This is a genomic window from Pseudomonas sp. NFACC43 (assembly GCF_900119645.1).
Lineage (GTDB): Bacteria > Pseudomonadota > Gammaproteobacteria > Pseudomonadales > Pseudomonadaceae > Aquipseudomonas.
Genome location: NZ_FPKK01000001.1, coordinates 213254 through 232230, shown reverse-complemented (window position 1 = coordinate 232230; position 18977 = coordinate 213254). Strand labels below are relative to the sequence as shown.

General features: G+C 60.0%; 16 protein-coding genes. 10 read left to right on the top strand and 6 right to left on the bottom strand.

The features are described from left to right. The first annotated feature begins 7 nt into the window (after positions 1 to 7). From BT179_RS27125 to BT179_RS00910, 6 genes are all read left to right on the top strand, one after another. On the top strand, positions 8 to 1087 hold the full coding sequence (locus BT179_RS27125; protein WP_371128579.1) for a methyl-accepting chemotaxis protein: 1080 nt from the start codon (positions 8 to 10) through the stop codon (positions 1085 to 1087). 3 nt (positions 1088 to 1090) lie between these two features. After that, a complete protein-coding gene (locus tag BT179_RS00930) occupies positions 1091 to 1603 on the top strand; it encodes a chemotaxis protein CheW (RefSeq protein ID WP_072394515.1) in 513 nt (170 codons plus the stop codon). 74 nt (positions 1604 to 1677) lie between these two features. Next, entirely contained in the window at positions 1678 to 2202 is a 525-nt protein-coding gene (locus BT179_RS00925) for a chemotaxis protein CheW (protein WP_072394517.1), read from the top strand. Further along, positions 2199 to 3002 carry a CheR family methyltransferase gene (locus BT179_RS00920; RefSeq protein ID WP_072430468.1) on the top strand — a complete coding sequence of 268 codons (804 nt, stop codon included), beginning with the start codon at positions 2199 to 2201 and terminating at the stop codon, positions 3000 to 3002. Before BT179_RS00925 ends, BT179_RS00920 begins: the two co-directional genes overlap by 4 nt. Position 3003: 1 nt before the next feature. Then, positions 3004 to 3516, top strand: coding sequence for a chemotaxis protein CheD (locus tag BT179_RS00915; RefSeq protein ID WP_072430469.1), 513 nt, complete (start codon positions 3004 to 3006; stop codon positions 3514 to 3516). Beyond that, positions 3513 to 4589 (top strand): protein-glutamate methylesterase/protein-glutamine glutaminase, encoded by a 1077-nt coding sequence (locus BT179_RS00910; RefSeq protein ID WP_072394524.1) that lies wholly within the window; start codon positions 3513 to 3515, stop codon positions 4587 to 4589. The genes BT179_RS00915 and BT179_RS00910 overlap by 4 nt, the downstream gene beginning before the upstream one ends. A 9-nt stretch (positions 4590 to 4598) precedes the next feature. Here BT179_RS00910 and BT179_RS00905 read toward each other — a convergent pair whose 3' ends face one another. Further along, complete coding sequence (locus BT179_RS00905; RefSeq protein WP_072394525.1) at positions 4599 to 5228, bottom strand: response regulator; 630 nt, start codon at positions 5226 to 5228, stop codon at positions 4599 to 4601. Next, the gene (locus BT179_RS00900) at positions 5225 to 8209 is read right to left on the bottom strand and encodes a sensor histidine kinase (RefSeq protein ID WP_256343824.1); all 2985 of its coding nucleotides are present in this window, start codon (positions 8207 to 8209) and stop codon (positions 5225 to 5227) included. Before BT179_RS00900 ends, BT179_RS00905 begins: the two co-directional genes overlap by 4 nt. A 248-nt stretch (positions 8210 to 8457) precedes the next feature. Here BT179_RS00900 and BT179_RS00895 point away from each other — a divergent pair, with 248 nt between their 5' ends. From BT179_RS00895 to BT179_RS26905, 4 genes are all read left to right on the top strand, one after another. Next, the gene (locus BT179_RS00895) at positions 8458 to 11355 is read left to right on the top strand and encodes a sensor histidine kinase (protein ID WP_072430471.1); all 2898 of its coding nucleotides are present in this window, start codon (positions 8458 to 8460) and stop codon (positions 11353 to 11355) included. Continuing rightward, a complete protein-coding gene (locus BT179_RS00890) occupies positions 11340 to 12392 on the top strand; it encodes an HD domain-containing phosphohydrolase (protein WP_072394533.1) in 1053 nt (350 codons plus the stop codon). The genes BT179_RS00895 and BT179_RS00890 overlap by 16 nt, the downstream gene beginning before the upstream one ends. 206 nt (positions 12393 to 12598) lie before the next feature. Next, positions 12599 to 12778, top strand: coding sequence for a hypothetical protein (locus BT179_RS26910; RefSeq protein ID WP_231991087.1), 180 nt, complete (start codon positions 12599 to 12601; stop codon positions 12776 to 12778). A 227-nt stretch (positions 12779 to 13005) separates the two neighbouring features. Beyond that, the gene (locus BT179_RS26905) at positions 13006 to 13380 is read left to right on the top strand and encodes a DUF4253 domain-containing protein (protein ID WP_231991086.1); all 375 of its coding nucleotides are present in this window, start codon (positions 13006 to 13008) and stop codon (positions 13378 to 13380) included. A gap of 59 nt (positions 13381 to 13439) precedes the next feature. On the opposite strand, the gene BT179_RS00880 is transcribed toward BT179_RS26905, so the two are convergent. From BT179_RS00880 to BT179_RS00865, 4 genes are all read right to left on the bottom strand, one after another. Next, positions 13440 to 14552 (bottom strand): alkene reductase, encoded by a 1113-nt coding sequence (locus BT179_RS00880; RefSeq protein ID WP_072430472.1) that lies wholly within the window; start codon positions 14550 to 14552, stop codon positions 13440 to 13442. A gap of 148 nt (positions 14553 to 14700) precedes the next feature. Then, the gene (locus tag BT179_RS00875) at positions 14701 to 16938 is read right to left on the bottom strand and encodes a xanthine dehydrogenase family protein molybdopterin-binding subunit (protein WP_072430473.1); all 2238 of its coding nucleotides are present in this window, start codon (positions 16936 to 16938) and stop codon (positions 14701 to 14703) included. Next, entirely contained in the window at positions 16935 to 17408 is a 474-nt protein-coding gene (locus BT179_RS00870; RefSeq protein WP_072394541.1) for a (2Fe-2S)-binding protein, read from the bottom strand. Before BT179_RS00870 ends, BT179_RS00875 begins: the two co-directional genes overlap by 4 nt. Next, positions 17405 to 18685 (bottom strand): c-type cytochrome, encoded by a 1281-nt coding sequence (locus BT179_RS00865; RefSeq protein ID WP_371264368.1) that lies wholly within the window; start codon positions 18683 to 18685, stop codon positions 17405 to 17407. Before BT179_RS00865 ends, BT179_RS00870 begins: the two co-directional genes overlap by 4 nt. Between the last annotated feature and the right edge of the window lie 292 nt (positions 18686 to 18977).

Sequence of the window (18977 nt, the reverse complement as noted above, 5' to 3'; positions counted from 1 at the left end):
CACCCAGATGCTCAGCGAGAATGCGGTAGTCGGTCGGCTCGATACCCGTGCGGACAGTACTCGCCACCAAGGGGATTTCCGCCGCATCGTGGCGGGGATCAACAGCACGCTGGACTCGATCGTCGCGCCCCTCAGCGAGGCGATGGAGGTCATGATGGCCCTGTCCGGTGGTGACCTGACCCGCAGCGTCAAGGGTGATTACCAGGGCAGCCTGCAAGACCTGAAGAATGCGGTCAACGAAACGGTGAGCAAACTCTCGCAGATCATTGGCGAGGTTCGCAGTTCCGCCGATTCGCTGTCCAGCGCTTCGGAAGAGATCTCCGCCACGGCCCAGAGCATCAGCCAATCGGCTTCGGTGCAGGCGGCGTCGGTCGAAGAAACGTCAGCGTCGATGGAACAGATGTCGGCGTCGATCTCGCAGAACACCGAGAACGCCAAAGTGACCGATGGCATGGCCGGCAAGGCGAGCAAGGAAGCGAGCGAGGGTGGGCAGGCCGTCAAGGACACCGTCTCGGCCATGAAAACCATCGCGGAGAAGATCGGGATCGTCGATTCGATTGCCTATCAGACCAATCTGCTGGCGCTCAACGCGGCCATCGAAGCGGCCCGTGCCGGCGAGCATGGCAAGGGCTTCGCGGTTGTCGCCGCTGAGGTGCGCAAGCTCGCCGAACGCAGCCAGGTCGCGGCGCAGGAAATCGGCCAGGTGGCCAAAAGCAGTGTTGCCCTGGCTGAACGGGCCGGCAACCTGCTGGATGAGATCGTGCCCTCGATCACCAAGACCTCCGATCTGGTCCAGGAGATCGCGGCGGCATCCGAAGAGCAATCCATCGGCTCCGAGCAGATCAATACCGCCATGTCGCAGATGAGCCAGATCACTCAGCAAAACGCCTCGGCCTCCGAAGAGCTGGCCGCCACCGCCGAGGAAATGAGCAGCCAGGCCGAACAGCTACAGGAGTTGATGGGCTTTTTCACCTTGCAGGGGCGGGTGGCGGTGTCTGCCGTACCACGGGCCTCTGCTACCGGTCTGGGCGGCCTGCAAAGCAGCGAGCATGCCCAGGAAGGCGGTTTCATTCGCTTCGGGAGTTGAGACATGGACGCTGCAGCCTTGAGCCATTTCGAGTACGTGCCGCAGAGTCCGTGCGACAGCGAACTCCTGCAATTGCTGACGTTCGTGTCCGCCAGGGAGGTCTATGCAATCGATACCTTGTGCGTGCGCGAGATCATCGAATACGGCCAGGTGACGAGCGTACCGATGATGCCCGATTTCATCCGCGGGGTGATCAATCTCCGCGGTTCGGTGGTCCCGGTGATCGATCTGCAGGCGCGCTTCAGCAAGGGCGCCACGCAGCGAGGCAGCAGGACCTGCATCGTTATCCTGGAACTGACCCAGGAAGGCGAACCCCACGTACTGGGCATTGTCGTCGACTCGGTGAGCGAGGTGATCGAAATCGAACTGGCGGACGTCAAGGCCGCGCCGGCGATCGGAAACCGGATCCGTGAAGACTTCATTCGAGGGATGGTCAAGGTACGAGGGGCGTTCCTGACTGTGCTTCAGATCGACCAGGTGCTGTGTGTCCGTGAGATCGCCAGCCAATTGCATTGAGCCGTCGTGCTCAGGCGTGCCTACGTTGTCTTGAGAGGGGGCTGCCGCCTGCGGTGGGCCCCGAGGAGTGAACCATGTCCATATCTGCGTCGCGCCCATCGGCCCAAGGGACGGCAGCCCAGCAGTACCTGACCTTCAGCGTCGGCCAGGAGATGTTTGCGGTCGGTACCCCATGCGTCCGGGAGATTGTCGAATACGGTCCGATCACCCCGTTGCCGATGGCGCCGCAGAAGGTTCGCGGCATCATCAATCTGCGCGGGGCGGCCATTGCGGTGCTGGATCTCGGCCTGTGTTTCGGCGGGGCCCAGACCTTGGAAAATCCGCGCACCTGCATCGTCATGCTGGAGATCCACGGCAGCAGTGGCGCCGGCCTGGTGGGCATCATCGTGGACGCCGTCAGCGAAGTGCTGGAGATCCCGGCCGAACAGATCGAGCCGGCGCCGGCGCTCCAGGGACGCCTTAGTCCTGAATTCGTAGTGGGGGTCGGCAAGCTCAGTGATCGTTTTGTGCTGTTGCTGGACATCGAGCATCTGCTCAGTCGCAATGACTGGTCGGCACTCCTTGCTTCGAGCATCGATGAAGGCGGGTCGAAAGCATGAATGCCGTCCTATCAGACAACGAGTTCCAGCAGTTTCGGGCGATGATTCACGAGATTGCCGGAATCAGCCTGTCCGTTGCCAAGAAGCAGCTGGTCAGCGGCCGTTTGGCCAAGCGCCTGCAGTTTTTCAACTTGACCACCTACGGCAGCTATTACCGTTTGCTGATGAAGGACCAGGCCGAGTTGCAAATGGCGGTGGACCTGCTGACCACCAACGAGACCTATTTTTTTCGAGAACCCAAGCATTTCGATTTTCTGCGCAACGTGGTGCTCGCCGAGCTGCGTGGCAATGGCCCGGTGCGCATCTGGAGTGGTGCCTGCTCCACGGGGGAAGAACCCTACACCCTGGCCATGGTGCTGGCTGACAGTCTGGGCACCCGGCCATGGGAGATCCTCGCTTCCGATATCAGCAGCCGGGTACTGGAAAAAGCCCGGAGCGGACGCTACCCACTGGATGGTATCCGCGGTATTCCCGAGCCGCTGCTGAACAAGTACTGCCTGAAGGGCGTGGGCAGCAACAATGGCATCTTCATGGTCGACCGCGCGTTGGCGTCACGGATTACCTTCACGTCGATCAACTTGAACAACCCACTGCCTTCGGTGGGGCAGTTCGACGTGATCTTCCTGCGCAATGTGATGATCTATTTCGATAACCAGACCAAGTCCGAGGTGGTCAAGCGCTTGAGCAAGCATCTGCGGCCAGGGGGTTATTTCATCGTGAGTCACTCGGAAAGCCTGAATGGCATCAGCGACGAATTGCACCTGGTCAAACCCTCGATCTACCGTAAGCCGGACGCTTGAGATGGTTCAGGTGATCGAGTATTTCCTGCAGCCCGGCGACGTGGCGTTCGGAGGACGCCAGATGCGCTTGTGTACGGTGCTGGGGTCCTGTGTGGCCCTGGTGTTCTGGCACCCGCAACGCTTGTTGGGCGGCATGTGTCATTTCATGTTGCCTCGGCGGGGCGGCCGCGGCGCCGGACACCTGAACGGCCGTTACGCTACGGATGCCTTGGTGCTGTTGCTCGAATGCATCCATCGGGCGGGGGCCCGGCCCGAGCAGTTCGAAGTGAGTCTTTTCGGCGGGGCCGACATGTTTCCCGGAGTAGAGCGCGGTGACGCTACCGGGATCGGCCAGCAGAACGTCAATGCCGCCAGGCGCTTGATCCAGGACCATGGATTGCAGTGCCGGGCCTATCACGTAGGTGGCCGAGGGTATCGCCACCTGGTGTTCGATGTGGGCAGCGGACGCCTCCAACTCCATCATGCCGACTCGGTACGCAAGGTATTCGAATCGCCCAAGAGTAATCTCAGATGACGGCTATCAAGGTCTTGATCATTGATGATTCCGCAGTGGTGCGCCAGGTGTTGAGTGCGACCTTGAACCAGGCCAGCGGGATACAGGTTATCGACGTTGCCGTCGATCCGGTGTACGCCATGGAGAAGATGAACAGGCAATGGCCTGATGTCATCGTATTGGACGTCGAGATGCCACGAATGGACGGTATTACCTTCCTGAAAAAGCTGATGGCGCAGAAGCCTACGCCGGTGGTGATCTGTTCGACGCTCACAGAGAAGGGCGCCAAGACCACCTTGCAGGCATTGGCGGCCGGTGCAGTCAGTATCGTCACCAAGCCACAGTCCAACCTGCGACAGTTCCTGACTGAGAGTGCGGATGAACTGGTCCAGGCCGTCAGGGGCGCAGCGAAGGCCAACCTGCGGCGCAGGGTGGGTGCACGGACGCCTGCCGACGTACCGCCTCGGCTCAGTGCTGACGCGATCCTGTCCCCTGGGGCCGTGGCCATGGCGCGCACGACTGAAAGCATCGTGGCCATCGGTACTTCCACCGGCGGCACCCAGGCCCTGGAACAGGTTCTCCAGGGGCTGTCGCGGGTCTGTCCAGGCATTGTCGTGGTGCAGCACATGCCGGAGAAGTTTACCGCCGCCTTCGCCGAACGCCTCGATCATGTTTGCGAGATCGAGGTCCGCGAGGCGGTACAGGGCGACCGCATCATCCCCGGGCGTGCGCTGATTGCGCCGGGAGGCACTCACATGCTGGTCAAGCGCAGCGGTGCCCAGTACCAGGTGGATATTGTCCAGGGGCCTCCCGTCAGCCGGCATCGACCTTCGGTGGATGTACTCTTCCGTTCGGTCGCACGCAGCGCAGGTAGCAACGCCCTGGGCATCATCATGACAGGCATGGGGGACGATGGCGCTCGTGGCCTCAAGGAAATGCGCGATGCCGGCGCCAGGACCCTGGGCCAGGACGAAGAGTCTTGTGTGGTGTATGGAATGCCGCGCGAGGCGTTCAAGCTGGGCGCGGTCGAGCGCGAGCTGCCCCTGGAACAGATCGCTTCGGCCATCCTTGGCGTCCGCGGCCATCAGCCCTGATCAAGGTGTTCAGACCAGCCCTTCATTCAAGGCGTAGCGCACCAGGTCGGTGCTGGTGGCAAAGCACATCTTTTCCATCAGCCGAGTCTTGTGGGTGCTGACGGTCTTGTTGCTGATCACCAGCTGTTCGGCGATCTGGTTGACGCTCAGTCCTTGGGCCAGCATGCGCAGGATCTGGAACTCACGCGAGGTCAGGCTCTGCGAGGCGTTCTCGGGTGTCACGCCACTGCTTTGCAGTGCGATCTGCTCGGCCAGTTGTGGGTCGAGGTAACGTGCGCCGGTGCTCACCTTGCGGATCGCGGCCAACAGCGCTTCCGGGTCGCGGTCCTTGGTCATGTAGCCCGAGGCGCCGGCACGCAGGGCACGCTGGGCGATGTGGGCTTCATTGTGCATGCTCAGGATGAGCATCGGCAGTTTGGGGTAATGGGCATGGATACGGCTGATCAGATCCTCGCCACTCGAACCGGGCATGGTCATGTCGAGCAGGAGCACATCGATCTCGGTATGGCGCAACAGCTCCAGGACCTGGGCTCCGTTCTCCGCTTCCGCCACCACGCAGATGTCCTTTACCAGCGCGAACAATTGCTTGAGGCCTTCGCGCATGATCGTGTGATCGTCGGCCACCATTAAACGGATCATGAGTCGTGACTCCTTGAATCAGGTACGCGCAGTTGGACAGTGGTACCGCTGCCCGGGCTGCTGGATATGGTGGTAGTGCCTCCCAGGGTCAGGCCGCGTTCGCGCATTCCCAGCAAGCCGAGGGTCCGGGTTGATTGTTCGCGTTGCTCGAAGCCTTTGCCGTTGTCGGTGATCTCCAGTGACCAGCCGTTCTCGCCTTGCTCGAACGTGATATCGACCCGAGTGGCTTCGGCGTGTCGGGCGATATTGGTCAGCGACTCCTGGGCGATCCGAAATGCAGCGGTTGCGCTGGCATCGTCCAGATGGATTTTTTGCGCAGGAACCTGCAGGTTGCAGTCGATGCCCCATTGCTGCTTGAACGTGTCGGTCAGCCATTCCAATGACGCGACGATGCCCATGTTGAGGATGGAGGGGCGCAGGCTGGTGGAAATGTTCCTGACCACCTGCACCGTTTGGTCGATCAGTTGCAGCAGGCGTGCCACTTGTTCGCTGAGCTGGGGCAATTGCTCGCCGTACTGGAAGCGCAGCAGCGAAGTGCCCATGCGTATTGCCGTCAGATGTTGTCCGAGCTCATCGTGGATTTCCTGCGCAATGAGCTTGCGCTCCTCTTCCCGCGCACTTTCCCGACTGGACATCAACTGGCGCAGTTGCTTGTTGAGCGATGCCAGGCGCATTTCAGCCAGGCGCAACTGCGATATGTCGCGAACGACTGCCAGCACGGTGGCGATCTTTCCCTGGATGTCCTGCTCGGGTACGAGACTGATGTGATAGACGCGCTGCAGTCGATGCTGCTCGGTGAGCACAAATTCATGCTCCAGGGGCTGGCCCTTTTCCACGGCTTCGATCACGGCTGCATGGAATAACTGGCTTTGCAGGTTCTTCGGAAGGATCTCGAGCAGACCCTTGCGCAGCAAGTCGATTTGCGGGCGATCCAGCCAGGCTTCCAGGGCGGGATTGACGAACAGCAATTCTCCGGTTCGACTCAGTCGTGCAATACCATCCGGAGAGTTCTCGACCAGCGTGCCGATCTCCTGCTGCCGGGCCAGTTCGTTGCGCTGGGCCTCCAGGATGTCGGTAATGTTGCGAGCGATGCACACCAGGCGATGCAAGCGCCCATTTGAATCGGCTACGGGGACCAGGTTGAAATGGACGACGAGTGAGCGCTGGCCGCAGGGCAGGTGGGCATCCAGCTCGATGGGGGCTCCCACGGCGATGCAGTGCAGGCAGATCGCCTCGACAATGCTTGCGGCTTCTTTTTCCAGGCACTGGCCCAACGACTGGCCGATCATGTCCGAATGATTTTTGCCGAGCATTTCGCACAGCTTTGGATTGGCCTCCAGGCAACTGAGTTGCTGCTCGGCATCCACGGCGAGCAGGCAAAGCATGTCTTGCGAATGGTCGAAGACTTCGCGGTAACGGCGTTCGCTCTGCGCCAGGTGGCTGTGGGCCGAGCAGCGCTCCCAGGCGATGGCAGCGATATGACTGGCCATTCGTGCATGTTTGCGGTCCTGCTCGCTCAGTTGGGTGTCGCCAACGACGAACAACAGGATGACGCCCATGGTGCCGCCGGTCTTGTTGATCACCGGCTCAACCCAGCAACCTCGATAGCCTGCCTTCAAGGCGGGCCGGCTGAACGCGACGCCCAGGGCATCGCTTTTCAAGTCAGCGATGAAGTGGTGGTGCCCGAACAGCTCGGGACGTCGATCAAGATCGTCGGCCAGGCAGCTTGCGATCGAGGACGTATCCGTAGGAGGCGCGCCAGCGGAGTCGTCGCCAGGTACAGCCTTGAACGCCATGGCGTTGTGCAACTCGGGGGTCAGAATATCCAGGTAGGCGCCGAGCAGGGGCAGCACCTCAAGGAGCGTGTCGTGGGTGACCATCTTCTGGAAAATGGCGGAGCGCGCATTCTCGGCGCGTTCCTGCCGGCGTAATGCGCTGATGTCCTGGGCGGTGACCAGCACCCCACACAGCTCCCCTGTTTCGTCATGCTCCGGGGTCAGGTTGCACAGGAAATCCATGGATCGACGGGAATGCGTGTCCTTGTTTTCCAGCAGGAACGTGTTCGCTACGCCGGTCGATAACGTGAGCTCTACCTGCGTGCGAAAGTACTCATCGAGCTGATTGGGCGTCGAGACGCGTTCGGTGATGTGAGTGTTGGGAAAACCTCGGGCGCGTTCAAGCTCGGGATTGGCATAGATCTGCTGTCCCAGCCGATTGTAGCGAAGGATGATGTTTTGTGAGCTTTGGGCCAGCGAGAGGTACTTCTGTTCGTTATTGAACAATGCCTGGCGCAAGGCGAGGTGCTCACTGATGTCTTCCAGCTGCGATACGAAGTAAAGCGCTTGGGCATCAGCGTTACGGGCGATGCCCAGGGTCAGGCGTGCCCACAGCGTGCTGCCATCTTTACGGATGTAGCGTTTTTCCAGGGTCAGGCTGGTGCGGTGCCCCTGGATGAGCCTTTGCAATTCATCCTTGCTGATATCGGCGTCGTCCGGGTGCGTCAGACGCTGGAAGGAGGTGGCACGAAGTTCTTCTTCGGTGTAGCCAAGCATCTGGCATAGCCTTCGGTTGGCGGCGATCCACTCACCGCTCATTCGCAACAACGCCAGGCCGGTGCCGGCAGAATGGAACGCCAGGCGGTAATCCTGTTCGGCAACGTGAACGGGTTCGGCGCGGCGGACTTTCACCAGATAGGTGGATTGTCGGGCCTTGTAGTCGAGGGTCACGCTCAGCGTGTCGCCGTTGGCCGACGTACTCTGGAAATACCAGTTCCCCTTGAGTCGCGCATGGGTCAGGTGCTGGTCAAATGTCAGCGGTCTGAGGGAAAAAAGCCCGGGCGAGGGCATCAGGGCGGCGACGCTCTCGCTTAGGCCCAGCAGCCGGCTGGCGCTGTCATCCATGATCAGCAGCGCCCCCTGGGCATCCAGCAACAGGACCCCCACATCCTCGGCATCCTGCGTGGACGGTGTTGCAATCGCCATGGCTGAGTCCATTCGCCCCGTCCTCTAGTGATCCGATCTTGAGCATAGCTTAAGTCTTGCGACCAAAATCGGGTGTTCGACTATGGTCATAAGGTTGCACACGGGCTTTTGATCGATGCTGGTGTACTTGCCGGATGGGGTGGCAGGCAGACGAAAGGACGAGAGTCCTGTTGGACAGAAACCAGGGATGCGACCACAATGGTGTCATTGTGATATCAGTGTGTGCCGCCGACGCAACGAGCGTGCCTATGCAAGCAGCTTCAACAGAGAGGGTCAGCCTTCGCAGATGGATCTGGCGGGCGTTTGCCAGTACCAGCCTGTTGCCACTTGTCCTGGTGGAAGGCGTGCTGATCACGACTTATTTCATCACGAACCAGTCCATACGCAATTCCCAGATCGAATATCTGCATCAGAGTGCGACACGAGACATCCAGGTATCGGTTCAGCAGAATGCATTGTTGGTGCAGGGACAGTTGGAGCAGATCCACAAGGCGATCGGCCTTTATGCCAAGTCCACCGAGCATGAACTCACCGAAAACCAGAATCTCACGGCGGCATCGCTTTCATTGAGTGCCGACGGTGTCCGTTACAGCGCGGTAAACGACGGAGCGTCCGCCTCGTTCTATTCGAATGTCACTGCGCCGCAAAAACAGGATCTCTACAAGGTTTCTCTCCTGGCAAACCAGGATTTCATGATGAAGCAGTTGAAGGATGGGGATCCGTTGATTGCCAGCATCTATTTCAATAGTTGGGACAGCTATAACCGGATTTATCCCTGGTTCAATACGCTCGAACAGTATCCCCATGATATGGACATCCCCCAGTACAACTTTTATTACCTGGCCGATGCCCAGCACAACCCGGAGAGAAAAGTCGTCTGGACGGATGTCTACCTGGACCCTGCCGGCCAGGGATGGATGATGTCTGCCATCGCGCCGGTCTACAGAGGCGACTTTCTTGAGGGCGTAGCCGGCGTCGATGTCACGGTCGACGGCATCTTGAAGCGAATCGAGCAGTTGCAGATGCCGTGGGATGGCTACCTGATGCTGGTCAACGACAAGCTCGATGTCATGGCCGTCCCCAAGGCAGGCCAACGTGATTTTTCCCTGCACGTCGAGAACCAGCCCGCTGGAGAACCTGTCGATCGCGAGCGCTTGCAATCGCCGGATTTGAACCTCGCTCGTCATCCGGACCTTGCCAGCCTCAACAAGAACTTGCCCGACCATTCACAAGGTATCGTTGCGCTGACGTTGAATGGACGGCCTCACCTGGTCGCCTGGGACGAGATTCCCTCCACCGGCTGGTTCCTGCTGGCGGTGGTGGACGAAGCGGCAGTCATGCACGAAACCAATCTGCTCGCCAGTCATTACCGCGAAGTGGGTTATCTGTTGGTCGCGGGGCTGGTGCTGTTCTACACCTTGTTCTTTGCCTTCATGTGGTGGCGCACGCGTGATCTCAGCCGCCAATTGAGCACACCGGTCCAAGGGGTCTCCCAAATGATGCGGGAGATCGGTCGGGGCCACTGGCAACCGGCGGCAAGCCCTTCCGATATCACCGAACTGTGGTCAATGTCCAACCAGGCACTGGGAATGGGCAGGCAGTTGGCCCAGGCAGAGTCCGTTCGCAACGCCACGCAGCAGCGTCTTGAGTTGGTCATGGAGAGCTTCGCCGAAGGGCTGTGGGAGTATTACCCCCAGCGGCACCGTTTCATCCTCAAGGGTGCCTTGTGCCAGCGTTTCGGTTTTGCCGCCAATGAAGTGCCGATGGAGACCCTGCTGCAGAACATTCCCGTTGAAGATCGGCAGACCTTCACGCAGTTCCTGGAAGAGGCCAGGGGCAGTGCCAGCGTGGCGCCGGAAGCGGAATTCCGCATCAGGGACGTGCATGGCAAGTTGATCTGGATCCTTTGCCGAGGCCGCACTCTGGAGCCCTCGCGGCTCGATGAGTCCAGTGTCGTGGTCGTGGCGTGTGTCGACATCACGACGCTCAAGCAGACTCAGTTGGATCTGCGGGAGAAAACCCTGGAGGCAGAGGCGGCCAGTACGGCCAAATCCAAGTTCATCTCCAGCATGAGCCATGAGTTGCGAACCCCATTGAATGCCATCTACGGGTTTGCCCAATTGGGGCTCATGCAACCGCCTGACGACGCGTCGCAACAGACAGCCAACCTGCAGGAAATCATCAAGGCCAGTGAACACCTCATGCAATTGGTGGACGATCTGCTTGATCTCTCCAGCCTGCAGGCTGAGAAGCCACTGCTGGATCTCAAGCCGGTGCCTGTGGCAAGCCTGCTATCCAACTGCGCTGACATGGTTTTGCAGCAGGTCTCTGCGCACGGCCAGACCTTGCACATCAAGGCTCCTCCGGATACATGGCATGTCTGGGCGGACAAGCGTCGCCTCAAGCAGGTCCTGATCAATCTGTTGTCCAACGCAATCAAGTACAACCGACCCGGTGGCAATATCACGCTGGGGGCCATGGTTGTCGAGACGGGAGCCCGGTTGCGTCTTTACGTGACGGATACCGGGATGGGCATTTCCCCGGATGTGCAGCAAGAGCTTTTCCGGCCCTTCCAGCGCTTGGGTAAGGAGAACTCTTCCATCCAGGGCACCGGCATTGGCTTGGCGTTGTGCCGGGACCTGGCGGTCCTGATGCACGGCACCATGGGCTTTGAAAGCCAGGTCGGCGTGGGAACCACCTTCTGGATCGACATGTGCTCTTCGGATTTTCCAGCGCCGGCCAGCGATTGCACAGCGTCAGCGATTGGCTTGCCACGCGTGCTGTTGGTGAGCGACAACCCCCGGGATGCCCAGGTGGTTCGGGAGGCGTTGGCCGGTGATTTCGAGTTGCAACGCGTCGATACGTTGCCTGATGCCAGCCTCGTGCTCGAAACCACGACAGTCAGCGTATTGATCGTCGCCACCGCGGACCGTGTGCCTGTGCTGGATACTTTTTTTCGCGGTTTACGCACGAGGATCGACGAGGCGCAGATGTCGATCATCGTGGTTCGTGCGGCCGATGATCACGCTTCGGTCGACCGATTGGCGTGCCAGGCCATCGTGCCCTCTCCGTTGGATAGCCAGAGTATCCGTCACCTCGTATTGACGCTCGCTGCGAAGAGGGCAGATGCATGTTCACCAAAGTAAATGCTGAAAGCAGGATCGTCATTATCGACGATGTGCCCACCAACCTCCGGCTTCTGGATTCATGCCTGCGAGCCGTGGGCCTGCGCAACATCACCACCTTCAACGACTCGGCCCAAGGACTGGATTGGCTGCTTTCGAACGCCTGGGACCTGGTGTTGCTGGACCTGGATATGCCCGCGCCTGACGGCTTTGAGATCCTCGATCGTCTCAATAAGCGGGACCGCACCGAGTCACCGGTCATCATCGTAACGGCCTTGAATGACCAGCAGAACAGACGAAAAGGCCTGGAAAAAGGCGCCAACGACTTCATCTCCAAGCCCATTGACCTGCCTGAGGTGCTACTGCGGGTACGCAATTGCCTGGAGCTGGCGCAGGCGGCGAAGCTGCTACGCGATGTCAATGCCGAGCTTGAGCGCAAAGTCGAGTTGCGCACGGTCCAACTGGCCTCCAGCTACAAGGCGATCAGCAGCAGCTTGAGTCGAGCAGCCAGCTATCGCGATGATGACACGGGGCAACACATCGTTCGTATCGGCGAGTCCTCCGCTTTGTTGGCCAAGGCAATCGGCATGCCTTCTCAATGGTGCGAACTCCTGAAAATGGCGGCTCCGATGCACGATATCGGGAAAATCGGCATTGCCGATGCGATTCTGCAGAAACCGGGAGCGTTGACGCCGCAGGAAAGGGAAGTCATGCAGGAACATGCCCGCATCGGTTATGAAATCCTGCATGACCCGGACGGTTCTCCCTTGACGGATCTCGCAGCGGAAATTGCCCTGGCGCATCACGAACGTTGGGACGGTACCGGCTATCCCAAGGGGTTGCGGGGCAAGGAAATTCCGTTATCGGCAAGGATTGTGTCGATATGCGATGTGTATGACGCCATAAGAATGCCTCGAGCCTACAAGCAGGCCTGGGATGTCGAGCGCTCGAGGCGTTTCATCACCGATCAGGCCGGTACCCAGTTCGACCCTTCCCTGGTGGACGTCTTTTGTAATCTCTTTGACGAAGTAGATCGCTTGCGGTTGCCCGATGTATGAGAGGGCTGATGTTGTCCTATGAGTGTTCAGCTTTGGTATCTCTACGCCAGTGGCGCTTTGATTGAACTTGCGGCAGGAATTGGCAGCGGCCACATGCAGTGTGTGTTCCATGCTACGGGTCCTGTTGTAGCTTGTTTCTATGATGATCTTGGAGCGCTTAGGATTACTCCCTCAGTTCAGTAACAACATGGAGCAAGCCACGCTTTATGGATATCGAATTTCGCGGTAATGGCATGCGTGAGAACCCGTCTGTAGGGACCTGCGATGAGTACGGTGTGAGCGGGATTACCAGCTTTGACGATCTGACCGAGGCTCGTCGTAAGATTGCTGAGTCGCACCCAGGCTTTAAACCTCTGTTCTCGCTCGATGATCTGCACCAGGCTTGATACACGTCGGGCCATGCTCGCAGTAATTCAGGAATGGATGACGCCACCGAGGAGGACATCGCGGGGCTGCCTCAAGAATGTTTTGAGAACGATGAATATGTAGGTTATCCGATCACGAAAGCGGAGTTCGCAATTTGCTTTCGCAATTTCACGAACCTGGTAGCAGCTAGGTCTTTCGAAGATGCTTGTGCTCATGGTTTGACGCTTGATGAGCAGGCCCTGCAGGAGTGGATTGGTTATCAGGAAAAACCTGTATCGATAATCGACCAGCCAATGTCAGCGCTTTGGTACCCGTTCAGGAGTCTTACCAGGCACTCGCTGCTTTTCCCAACGGCTATTTCACTTCCGATTTAGACCCTGCGAAAAATTTTGCGGTTGCGCGTCATTTTTCAGAAGCGCATGGCTATGAGCTAATGGGCGTAGGTGCCTCTTACATCGGCTTCATTCGTGCTGAGCCGCCTGATCTATCTCTGGCCAATCTCGTTGCGAAAGACTTTTGCGCGCTCTACAACACGAGCGTTGAAAAACTACAAGCACGCATTTTTGCAGTCGCTCAGGCGGTCTCGGGTCGGATTCATCTTTGGCTGCGTTATGTGGAGTGATAATCCCAAACAATCCGCGCCGGCCGCCTTTCGGACCGGTCAACTGCGTTAAGCCCAGCTCAGGAATGAGTCGGATAATCCACGTAGCCACGCTGATCGCCACCGAAGAAGGTGCTCGGGTCTGGTGCATTGAGCGGTAACCCTTCACGAATTCGCCGGGGCAGATCCGGGTTTGCCAGGAAGGCTCTGCCGAACGCAATGATGTCCGCGCGGCCGTCGATCAAGGCCTGTTCCGCCGTCTTGGGATCGTAGCCACCGGCGATCATCAACACGCCGTCCCATGCCGCACGTAATTGACCGATGATTTCATCCCATCGCGGATCGAAGTGCTCGTCCTTGACGGTGCCAACCACGGCGGGCTCGACGAGGTGCAGATAGGCCAGCGTCCATTGGTTCAACGAGCGCACGATGTAGCCGAATGTCGCCTGCGGTGTCTCATCGCCCATGCCCATGAACCGTCCCATCGGCGTCAAGCGTACGCCTACGCGCTCTGCGCCCACTTCGTCGACTACGGCGGCGACCACTTCCAATAACAGCCGTGCACGGTTTTCCAGGCTTCCACCGTAAGCATCCTCGCGCTGGTTACTGTTACTGTTGATGAACTGGTCCAGCAGATAACCATTGCCCGCATGAATTTCCACGCCGTCCATTCCAGAGTCCAGTGCATTGCGCGCGGCCCGGCGGTAGTCGTCGATGATGTCGGTGATCTCTGGAGCCTGCAGTGCACGCGGCACCGGTACATCGCTCCAGACACCGTTGCCATCCGCGTCGACGATGAACGTCTTGCCCGGCACGGGTAACGCGCTCGGGGCAACCGGGCGCGCGTTGTCAGGCTGAAAGCTCGAGTGGGACACGCGGCCCACATGCCAGAGCTGCATGAAGATCAGGCCGCCGCTCTCATGCACCTGGGTGCTGACTGCACGCCAGGCTTGCACCTGTTCAGCGTTGTAGATGCCCGGTGTCCAGGCATAGCCTTGGCCTTGCCGGGAAATTTGCGTTGCTTCGGTAATGATCAACGCGGCGCTCGCACGCTGGCGGTAATACTCGGCGTTCATGGCCGTTGGCACGTCGCCCGGTTGCCCGGCGCGAGAGCGTGTCAAAGGCGCCATCGCCACGCGGTGAGGGAGTGTGTAGGGGCCCAATGCGATGGGTTGGAACAGGTGCTGCGTCATGGGGTGTTCTCCAATAGCGGTACAGAAAGCAGGGTTGCGGCGGACGTTGGGTCAGGCACCGGATGGCTTTAAGTTAATCGGCGGGCGGGCGCTTGATAATCCGAGGAACGCCCAACACTGCATTGCGTGAAACGCAACGCAATGCGGGTCAGGACGGCTGCTCCGAGCGGGTCAGGGGCAGGTTCAACCAGCGTCGGCCGGTGGCGTTCGCCACGGCGTTGCCGATGGCGGCGGCCATGGGACCCTGGACGATTTCGGCGGCGCCGAGAAACGGTTGTCCCGGTTGGTCGAGTAGATAAACATCGACCTTCCTGGGCACCTGCGAAAAGCGCAGGATCGGGTAACCACTCCAGTCGTAGCTGCGTATACCCCCGGCGTCATAGGCGACCTGTTCATACAGCGTCCAACTGGTGGACTGGACGATCCCGCCCTCCACCTGATTGCGCAGGCCATCGGGATTGACGATCTGTCCGACGTCCACCGCCGTGACCACATGCTCGATCTGTATTTCACCGGTCAGCGGATGTACCTGCAGTCTTACCGCGATTGCGCAGTAACCCATGATGTTTTTGTACCGGGCAAAGGCAAAGCCGATGCCTGCGCCAGGCTCATTGCTTTTTTGCTGCCAGCCAATGCCGTCGCGAACCCGCTCCACCACGGCCCGCGCCCGGGGATCTTCCAGATGAGCCAGGCGCAAGGCTATCGGATCGACCCTGGCCCTGGACGCAAGCTCATCCATGCACGCTTCGATCGCAAAAATGTTGATGTGCGCACCCAGTGAACGCATGGCCGAAGTGCGAAAGGGCATCTGCGTGACAAAGTTCATGTTGATGCGTGTAGAGGCCAGCGTGTACAGCGGCACGGCGTTGCGATCGCCATCGCCTTCAGGTTGAGCGATGGGCACCGAAGGTGCGGAGGCGAACGGTCGAGCCAGCAATCGCGCCGGCAGCAGCCGGCCGGCGTTGACGATGCGTTCGTTGTGCGGCGTCGTCCACAGTTCATAGTTCCAGTCCTGCAACCGACCTTGGGCGTTCAGGTTGGCTTTGACTTCGGTTACCATCGCCGAGCTGTAGGGCTCCCAGAGATTTTCCTGCTCGCGCATCCATTGGACCCGGACCGGTGTGCCGGGTATGCGCATGGCAATCAACGCCGCGTCGGCTGCCGCATCGTCCGCGCCGTTATGGCCATAACAACCGGACCCTTCGGTGTGGATACAGCGAACGCGTTCGGGGGGTAGCTGCACCATTTCGGCGATCCCGGCCCGCAGGGGATACACGCCCTGGGTGTGGGTCCAGACGGTGAGGGTGCCGTCCTTGAACCAGGCCACGGCGCAGGACGGGCCAATGGAGCCATGCATCAGGTATTGCTTGGTCACGCGGGCCTGATAGCTGTTGTCGGTCGCACCCTGGGCAGTGCCTTCATGGCTGATCGGGTAGGGGCGTGAAGGAAGGCGTTTGAGTAATGCATGAATGTCCGCGGATTCGGGGATTGCCTGGCCACCGCTCCAGCGCGCCGTTTCGTATCCGCTGCGCATCGCTTTGATCGCTTGCCATTCATCCCGCGCGACCACCGCAAGATAATTGCCGTCGCGAATCACCTGCACAACCCCGGACAGCGCCTCTATCGATGCTGCATCAAGGGCCTGTAGTGTGCAGCCAGGGCGGGGTGGGCGAATCACCCGAGCGTGCAGCATGCCCGGCAGGCGGATGTCCTGGACAAACGCGGCGCCACCACTGACTTTTGCCGGAATATCCAGCCGTTGCAGCGAATGGCCGATCAACTTGAATGGCGCCGCAGGCAGTGCTGGCGAATCGGACTGTGCATACCGGTGCAGATCGACGTTTTTGACAGCGTCGGCGTAGGCCATTCGTTGTCCGTTGGGACCGTGAATGATGCCCTCCCGGGTCGTCAACAGTGCTGGCGCAACCGCCCAGCTACGTCCAGCCGACTCCAGCAGCAGCCCACGTACCTGCGCCGCTGCGTTGAACAGCGCGGTCCCGCTGTCGAAAATACTGTGGCTGCCAGCGGTGTAACCTTCGTTGGGCGTCAGCGCCGTGTCGGCGGTGAGCAGGTTGATCGCTGATGGAGAAACCTCCAGGCGTTCAGCGGCAATTTGCAGCAAGGCAGTCTTGACCCCAGTGCCCAATTCAACCTTGCCGGTATAGACGGTGATGCCTTCATGACCGACGCGGATCCAGGCATCAAGATAGGGATTGGTGCGCAGGCTGCCGGGCAGATCCGGTGCCAATACCACCGTGCCCAGCGTGTCGACTTCGGTGTCCGCCCACGCACGTCGCGGCACCGGTACCAGGGTAAACGCCATCAGCAAGGCGCCCCCACGCAAGAATGCGCGACGGCTGTGATTGACCTCGTTGACCACTGTCATGGCGCGCTCCCGTTTTGCCTGGCGGCAAGGCTGATCGCGTCGATGATTCGCAAGTGGGTGCCGCATCGACACAGGTTGCCGGCCATGTACTCACGAATGGTCTGTTCATCCGGCTGCGGGTTGCTCTCCAGCAGTGACTGCGCGCGCATCAACATACCGGCGATGCAATAGCCGCATTGGGCCGCCTGTTTGTCGATAAATGCCTTTTGCAAAGGACCGGGTTGTTCGGCGGTACCAAGACTTTCCACCGTTCGAACCCGCTTGCCTTCAAGTCCGGCGCAGGGTGTCACGCAGGAAAATACAGGCTTGTCATCGACGATGACCGTGCAGGCGCCACACTGCCCCAAGCCACACCCGTACTTGGCGCCGTTGAGCCCCAGATGATTACGCAGCGCGTAGAGCAGCGGCATGTCAGGTTCGAGGTCCAATGTCCGGGCCGAGCCGTTGACGTTAAGCGTGACTTGAGTCATTTCGTCTCCTGACGTATCGCTTCAAGGGTTGAAGAAAGGTCTGTCCAGGGTTGGTCGGGTCTGGCTTGTCGGCGCAGGTACGAAGCGAGTGCGATGAGTTGATCGTTGTCGAGGCTGGCGGCAAACGGCGGCATCATCGGTCCCGGCATGCCCGGCGTTGCCGGGACGCCTTCGAACACGGTTTTCAGGAAATTGCGCGGGTTCGGGGCTTGCAACGATGACGTACGGTCCAGCGAAGGACGCTCGTCGATTTCACGCATCGGTGCAGCTGGCCCATGGCAGCCGGCACAGGCGCTGGCGAACAGCAGGGCGCCAATGGTCTGATCGGAGGCCCCGGCATTAGCATCTGCGGCTGGGACCTCGGTGGTGACCGTTCTGGCGGGCAAGCTCAGCAGGTACTCGGCGATCGCCTGTGCGTCGCCGACTGGCAAGCGCGCCAGGCCGAGACTGACCGGGCGCATCGGGCCGGCGGCAGTTCCATGGCCGTGCACCACTTCTCCTCGCAGGTAGCTCACCAACTGATCGTAGCGCCAGGCATTTGCACGACGGCCCATGCCCAGCAGCGAAGGCGCTTCCCAACCATCCACGGTACCGCCGGCCAGGCTTGCGCCGGACGTCTCGGCGCCGATCAGGTTCAGCGGAGAATGACAGCCTGCGCAGTGGCCGGGGCCTTCGACCAGGTAGCGCCCGCGATTCCATGCATCGGATTGCTGCGCCACGGGAGTCAGTGGCTCGCCCTGCAGGAACAGTAAATTCCAGAACGCCACTAGCGGCCGGAGGTTCATCGGGAAGCTCATGCGGTTTTGCCGGGCTGGAGCGTGCACGGCAGGGCCACTCATCAAGTACGCATAGGCGTCTTCTATATCGCCTGCCGTCATGCGTCGGTAATGCACGTACGGGAAGGCCGGATACAGGAAGTGCCCATCGCGGGCGATCCCTTCACGCATCGCCCGCTCGAACGCCGGCAGCGACCACTGACCAATGCCAGTCTGCGGATCGGGTGTGATGTTCGTGCTGTAGAGCGTGCCAAACGGCGTCACCAGCGGCAGTCCCCCTGCCAGGTAAGGGCCGCCGGGTCTCGTGTGGCATACCGCGCAGTCGCCTGCTTCGACGACGCGCGCGCCGCGTTGCAACTGCGCCGAATCGAAGGTTCGCGGCCGCTCGATAGGTGCAATCGCCGGACGCCACATCAGCAGGGTAGCCGCGATCGCACCTATCGAAGCCAGGACCGCGGCGCCGATCCAAAACGGTCTGGACCTCATGGAAATGCCGATCATGGGCATCCCAAGCCTGAGGCACGCGCGCTGGACATTGAGGATGGATTCGAGGTCATTGACGTCTCCTTGATCAACCGGAAAAGGGCGCCGATGGAGAGTCCTGCGCCGAGTGCCCAAGGGTAGAGAAGGCCCATGCGCCGGAGTATCAGCGGATCACGCAAAAGCCTGTTGCGCCAACCGCAACACCGCTGGCGTTGCGTGTCGCGCATCACTTCATTGCCCGATCAATGGGTTCTCCGGGCAGACCGCTGCCCTTAGCCTGACGATTACTTCCCCAAACCTACCGAGGTGT

Bases quoted from the DNA above. Each gene is read 5' to 3' on its own strand.
- BT179_RS00895 (WP_072430471.1), top strand. From the start codon at position 8,458: ATGCAAGCAGCTTCAACAGAGAGGGTCAGCCTTCGCAGATGGATCTGG.
- BT179_RS00920 (WP_072430468.1), top strand. From the start codon at position 2,199: ATGAATGCCGTCCTATCAGACAACGAGTTCCAGCAGTTTCGGGCGATG.
- BT179_RS00915 (WP_072430469.1), top strand. From the start codon at position 3,004: ATGGTTCAGGTGATCGAGTATTTCCTGCAGCCCGGCGACGTGGCGTTC.
- BT179_RS00925 (WP_072394517.1), top strand. From the start codon at position 1,678: ATGTCCATATCTGCGTCGCGCCCATCGGCCCAAGGGACGGCAGCCCAG.
- BT179_RS00880 (WP_072430472.1), bottom strand. From the start codon at position 14,552: ATGACGCAGCACCTGTTCCAACCCATCGCATTGGGCCCCTACACACTC.
- BT179_RS26910 (WP_231991087.1), top strand. From the start codon at position 12,599: ATGGATATCGAATTTCGCGGTAATGGCATGCGTGAGAACCCGTCTGTA.
- BT179_RS00890 (WP_072394533.1), top strand. From the start codon at position 11,340: ATGTTCACCAAAGTAAATGCTGAAAGCAGGATCGTCATTATCGACGAT.
- BT179_RS00910 (WP_072394524.1), top strand. From the start codon at position 3,513: ATGACGGCTATCAAGGTCTTGATCATTGATGATTCCGCAGTGGTGCGC.
- BT179_RS00875 (WP_072430473.1), bottom strand. From the start codon at position 16,938: ATGACAGTGGTCAACGAGGTCAATCACAGCCGTCGCGCATTCTTGCGT.
- BT179_RS27125 (WP_371128579.1), top strand. From the start codon at position 8: ATGCTCAGCGAGAATGCGGTAGTCGGTCGGCTCGATACCCGTGCGGAC.
- BT179_RS00900 (WP_256343824.1), bottom strand. From the start codon at position 8,209: ATGGCGATTGCAACACCGTCCACGCAGGATGCCGAGGATGTGGGGGTC.
- BT179_RS00870 (WP_072394541.1), bottom strand. From the start codon at position 17,408: ATGACTCAAGTCACGCTTAACGTCAACGGCTCGGCCCGGACATTGGAC.
- BT179_RS00865 (WP_371264368.1), bottom strand. From the start codon at position 18,685: ATGATCGGCATTTCCATGAGGTCCAGACCGTTTTGGATCGGCGCCGCG.
- BT179_RS00905 (WP_072394525.1), bottom strand. From the start codon at position 5,228: ATGATCCGTTTAATGGTGGCCGACGATCACACGATCATGCGCGAAGGC.
- BT179_RS00930 (WP_072394515.1), top strand. From the start codon at position 1,091: ATGGACGCTGCAGCCTTGAGCCATTTCGAGTACGTGCCGCAGAGTCCG.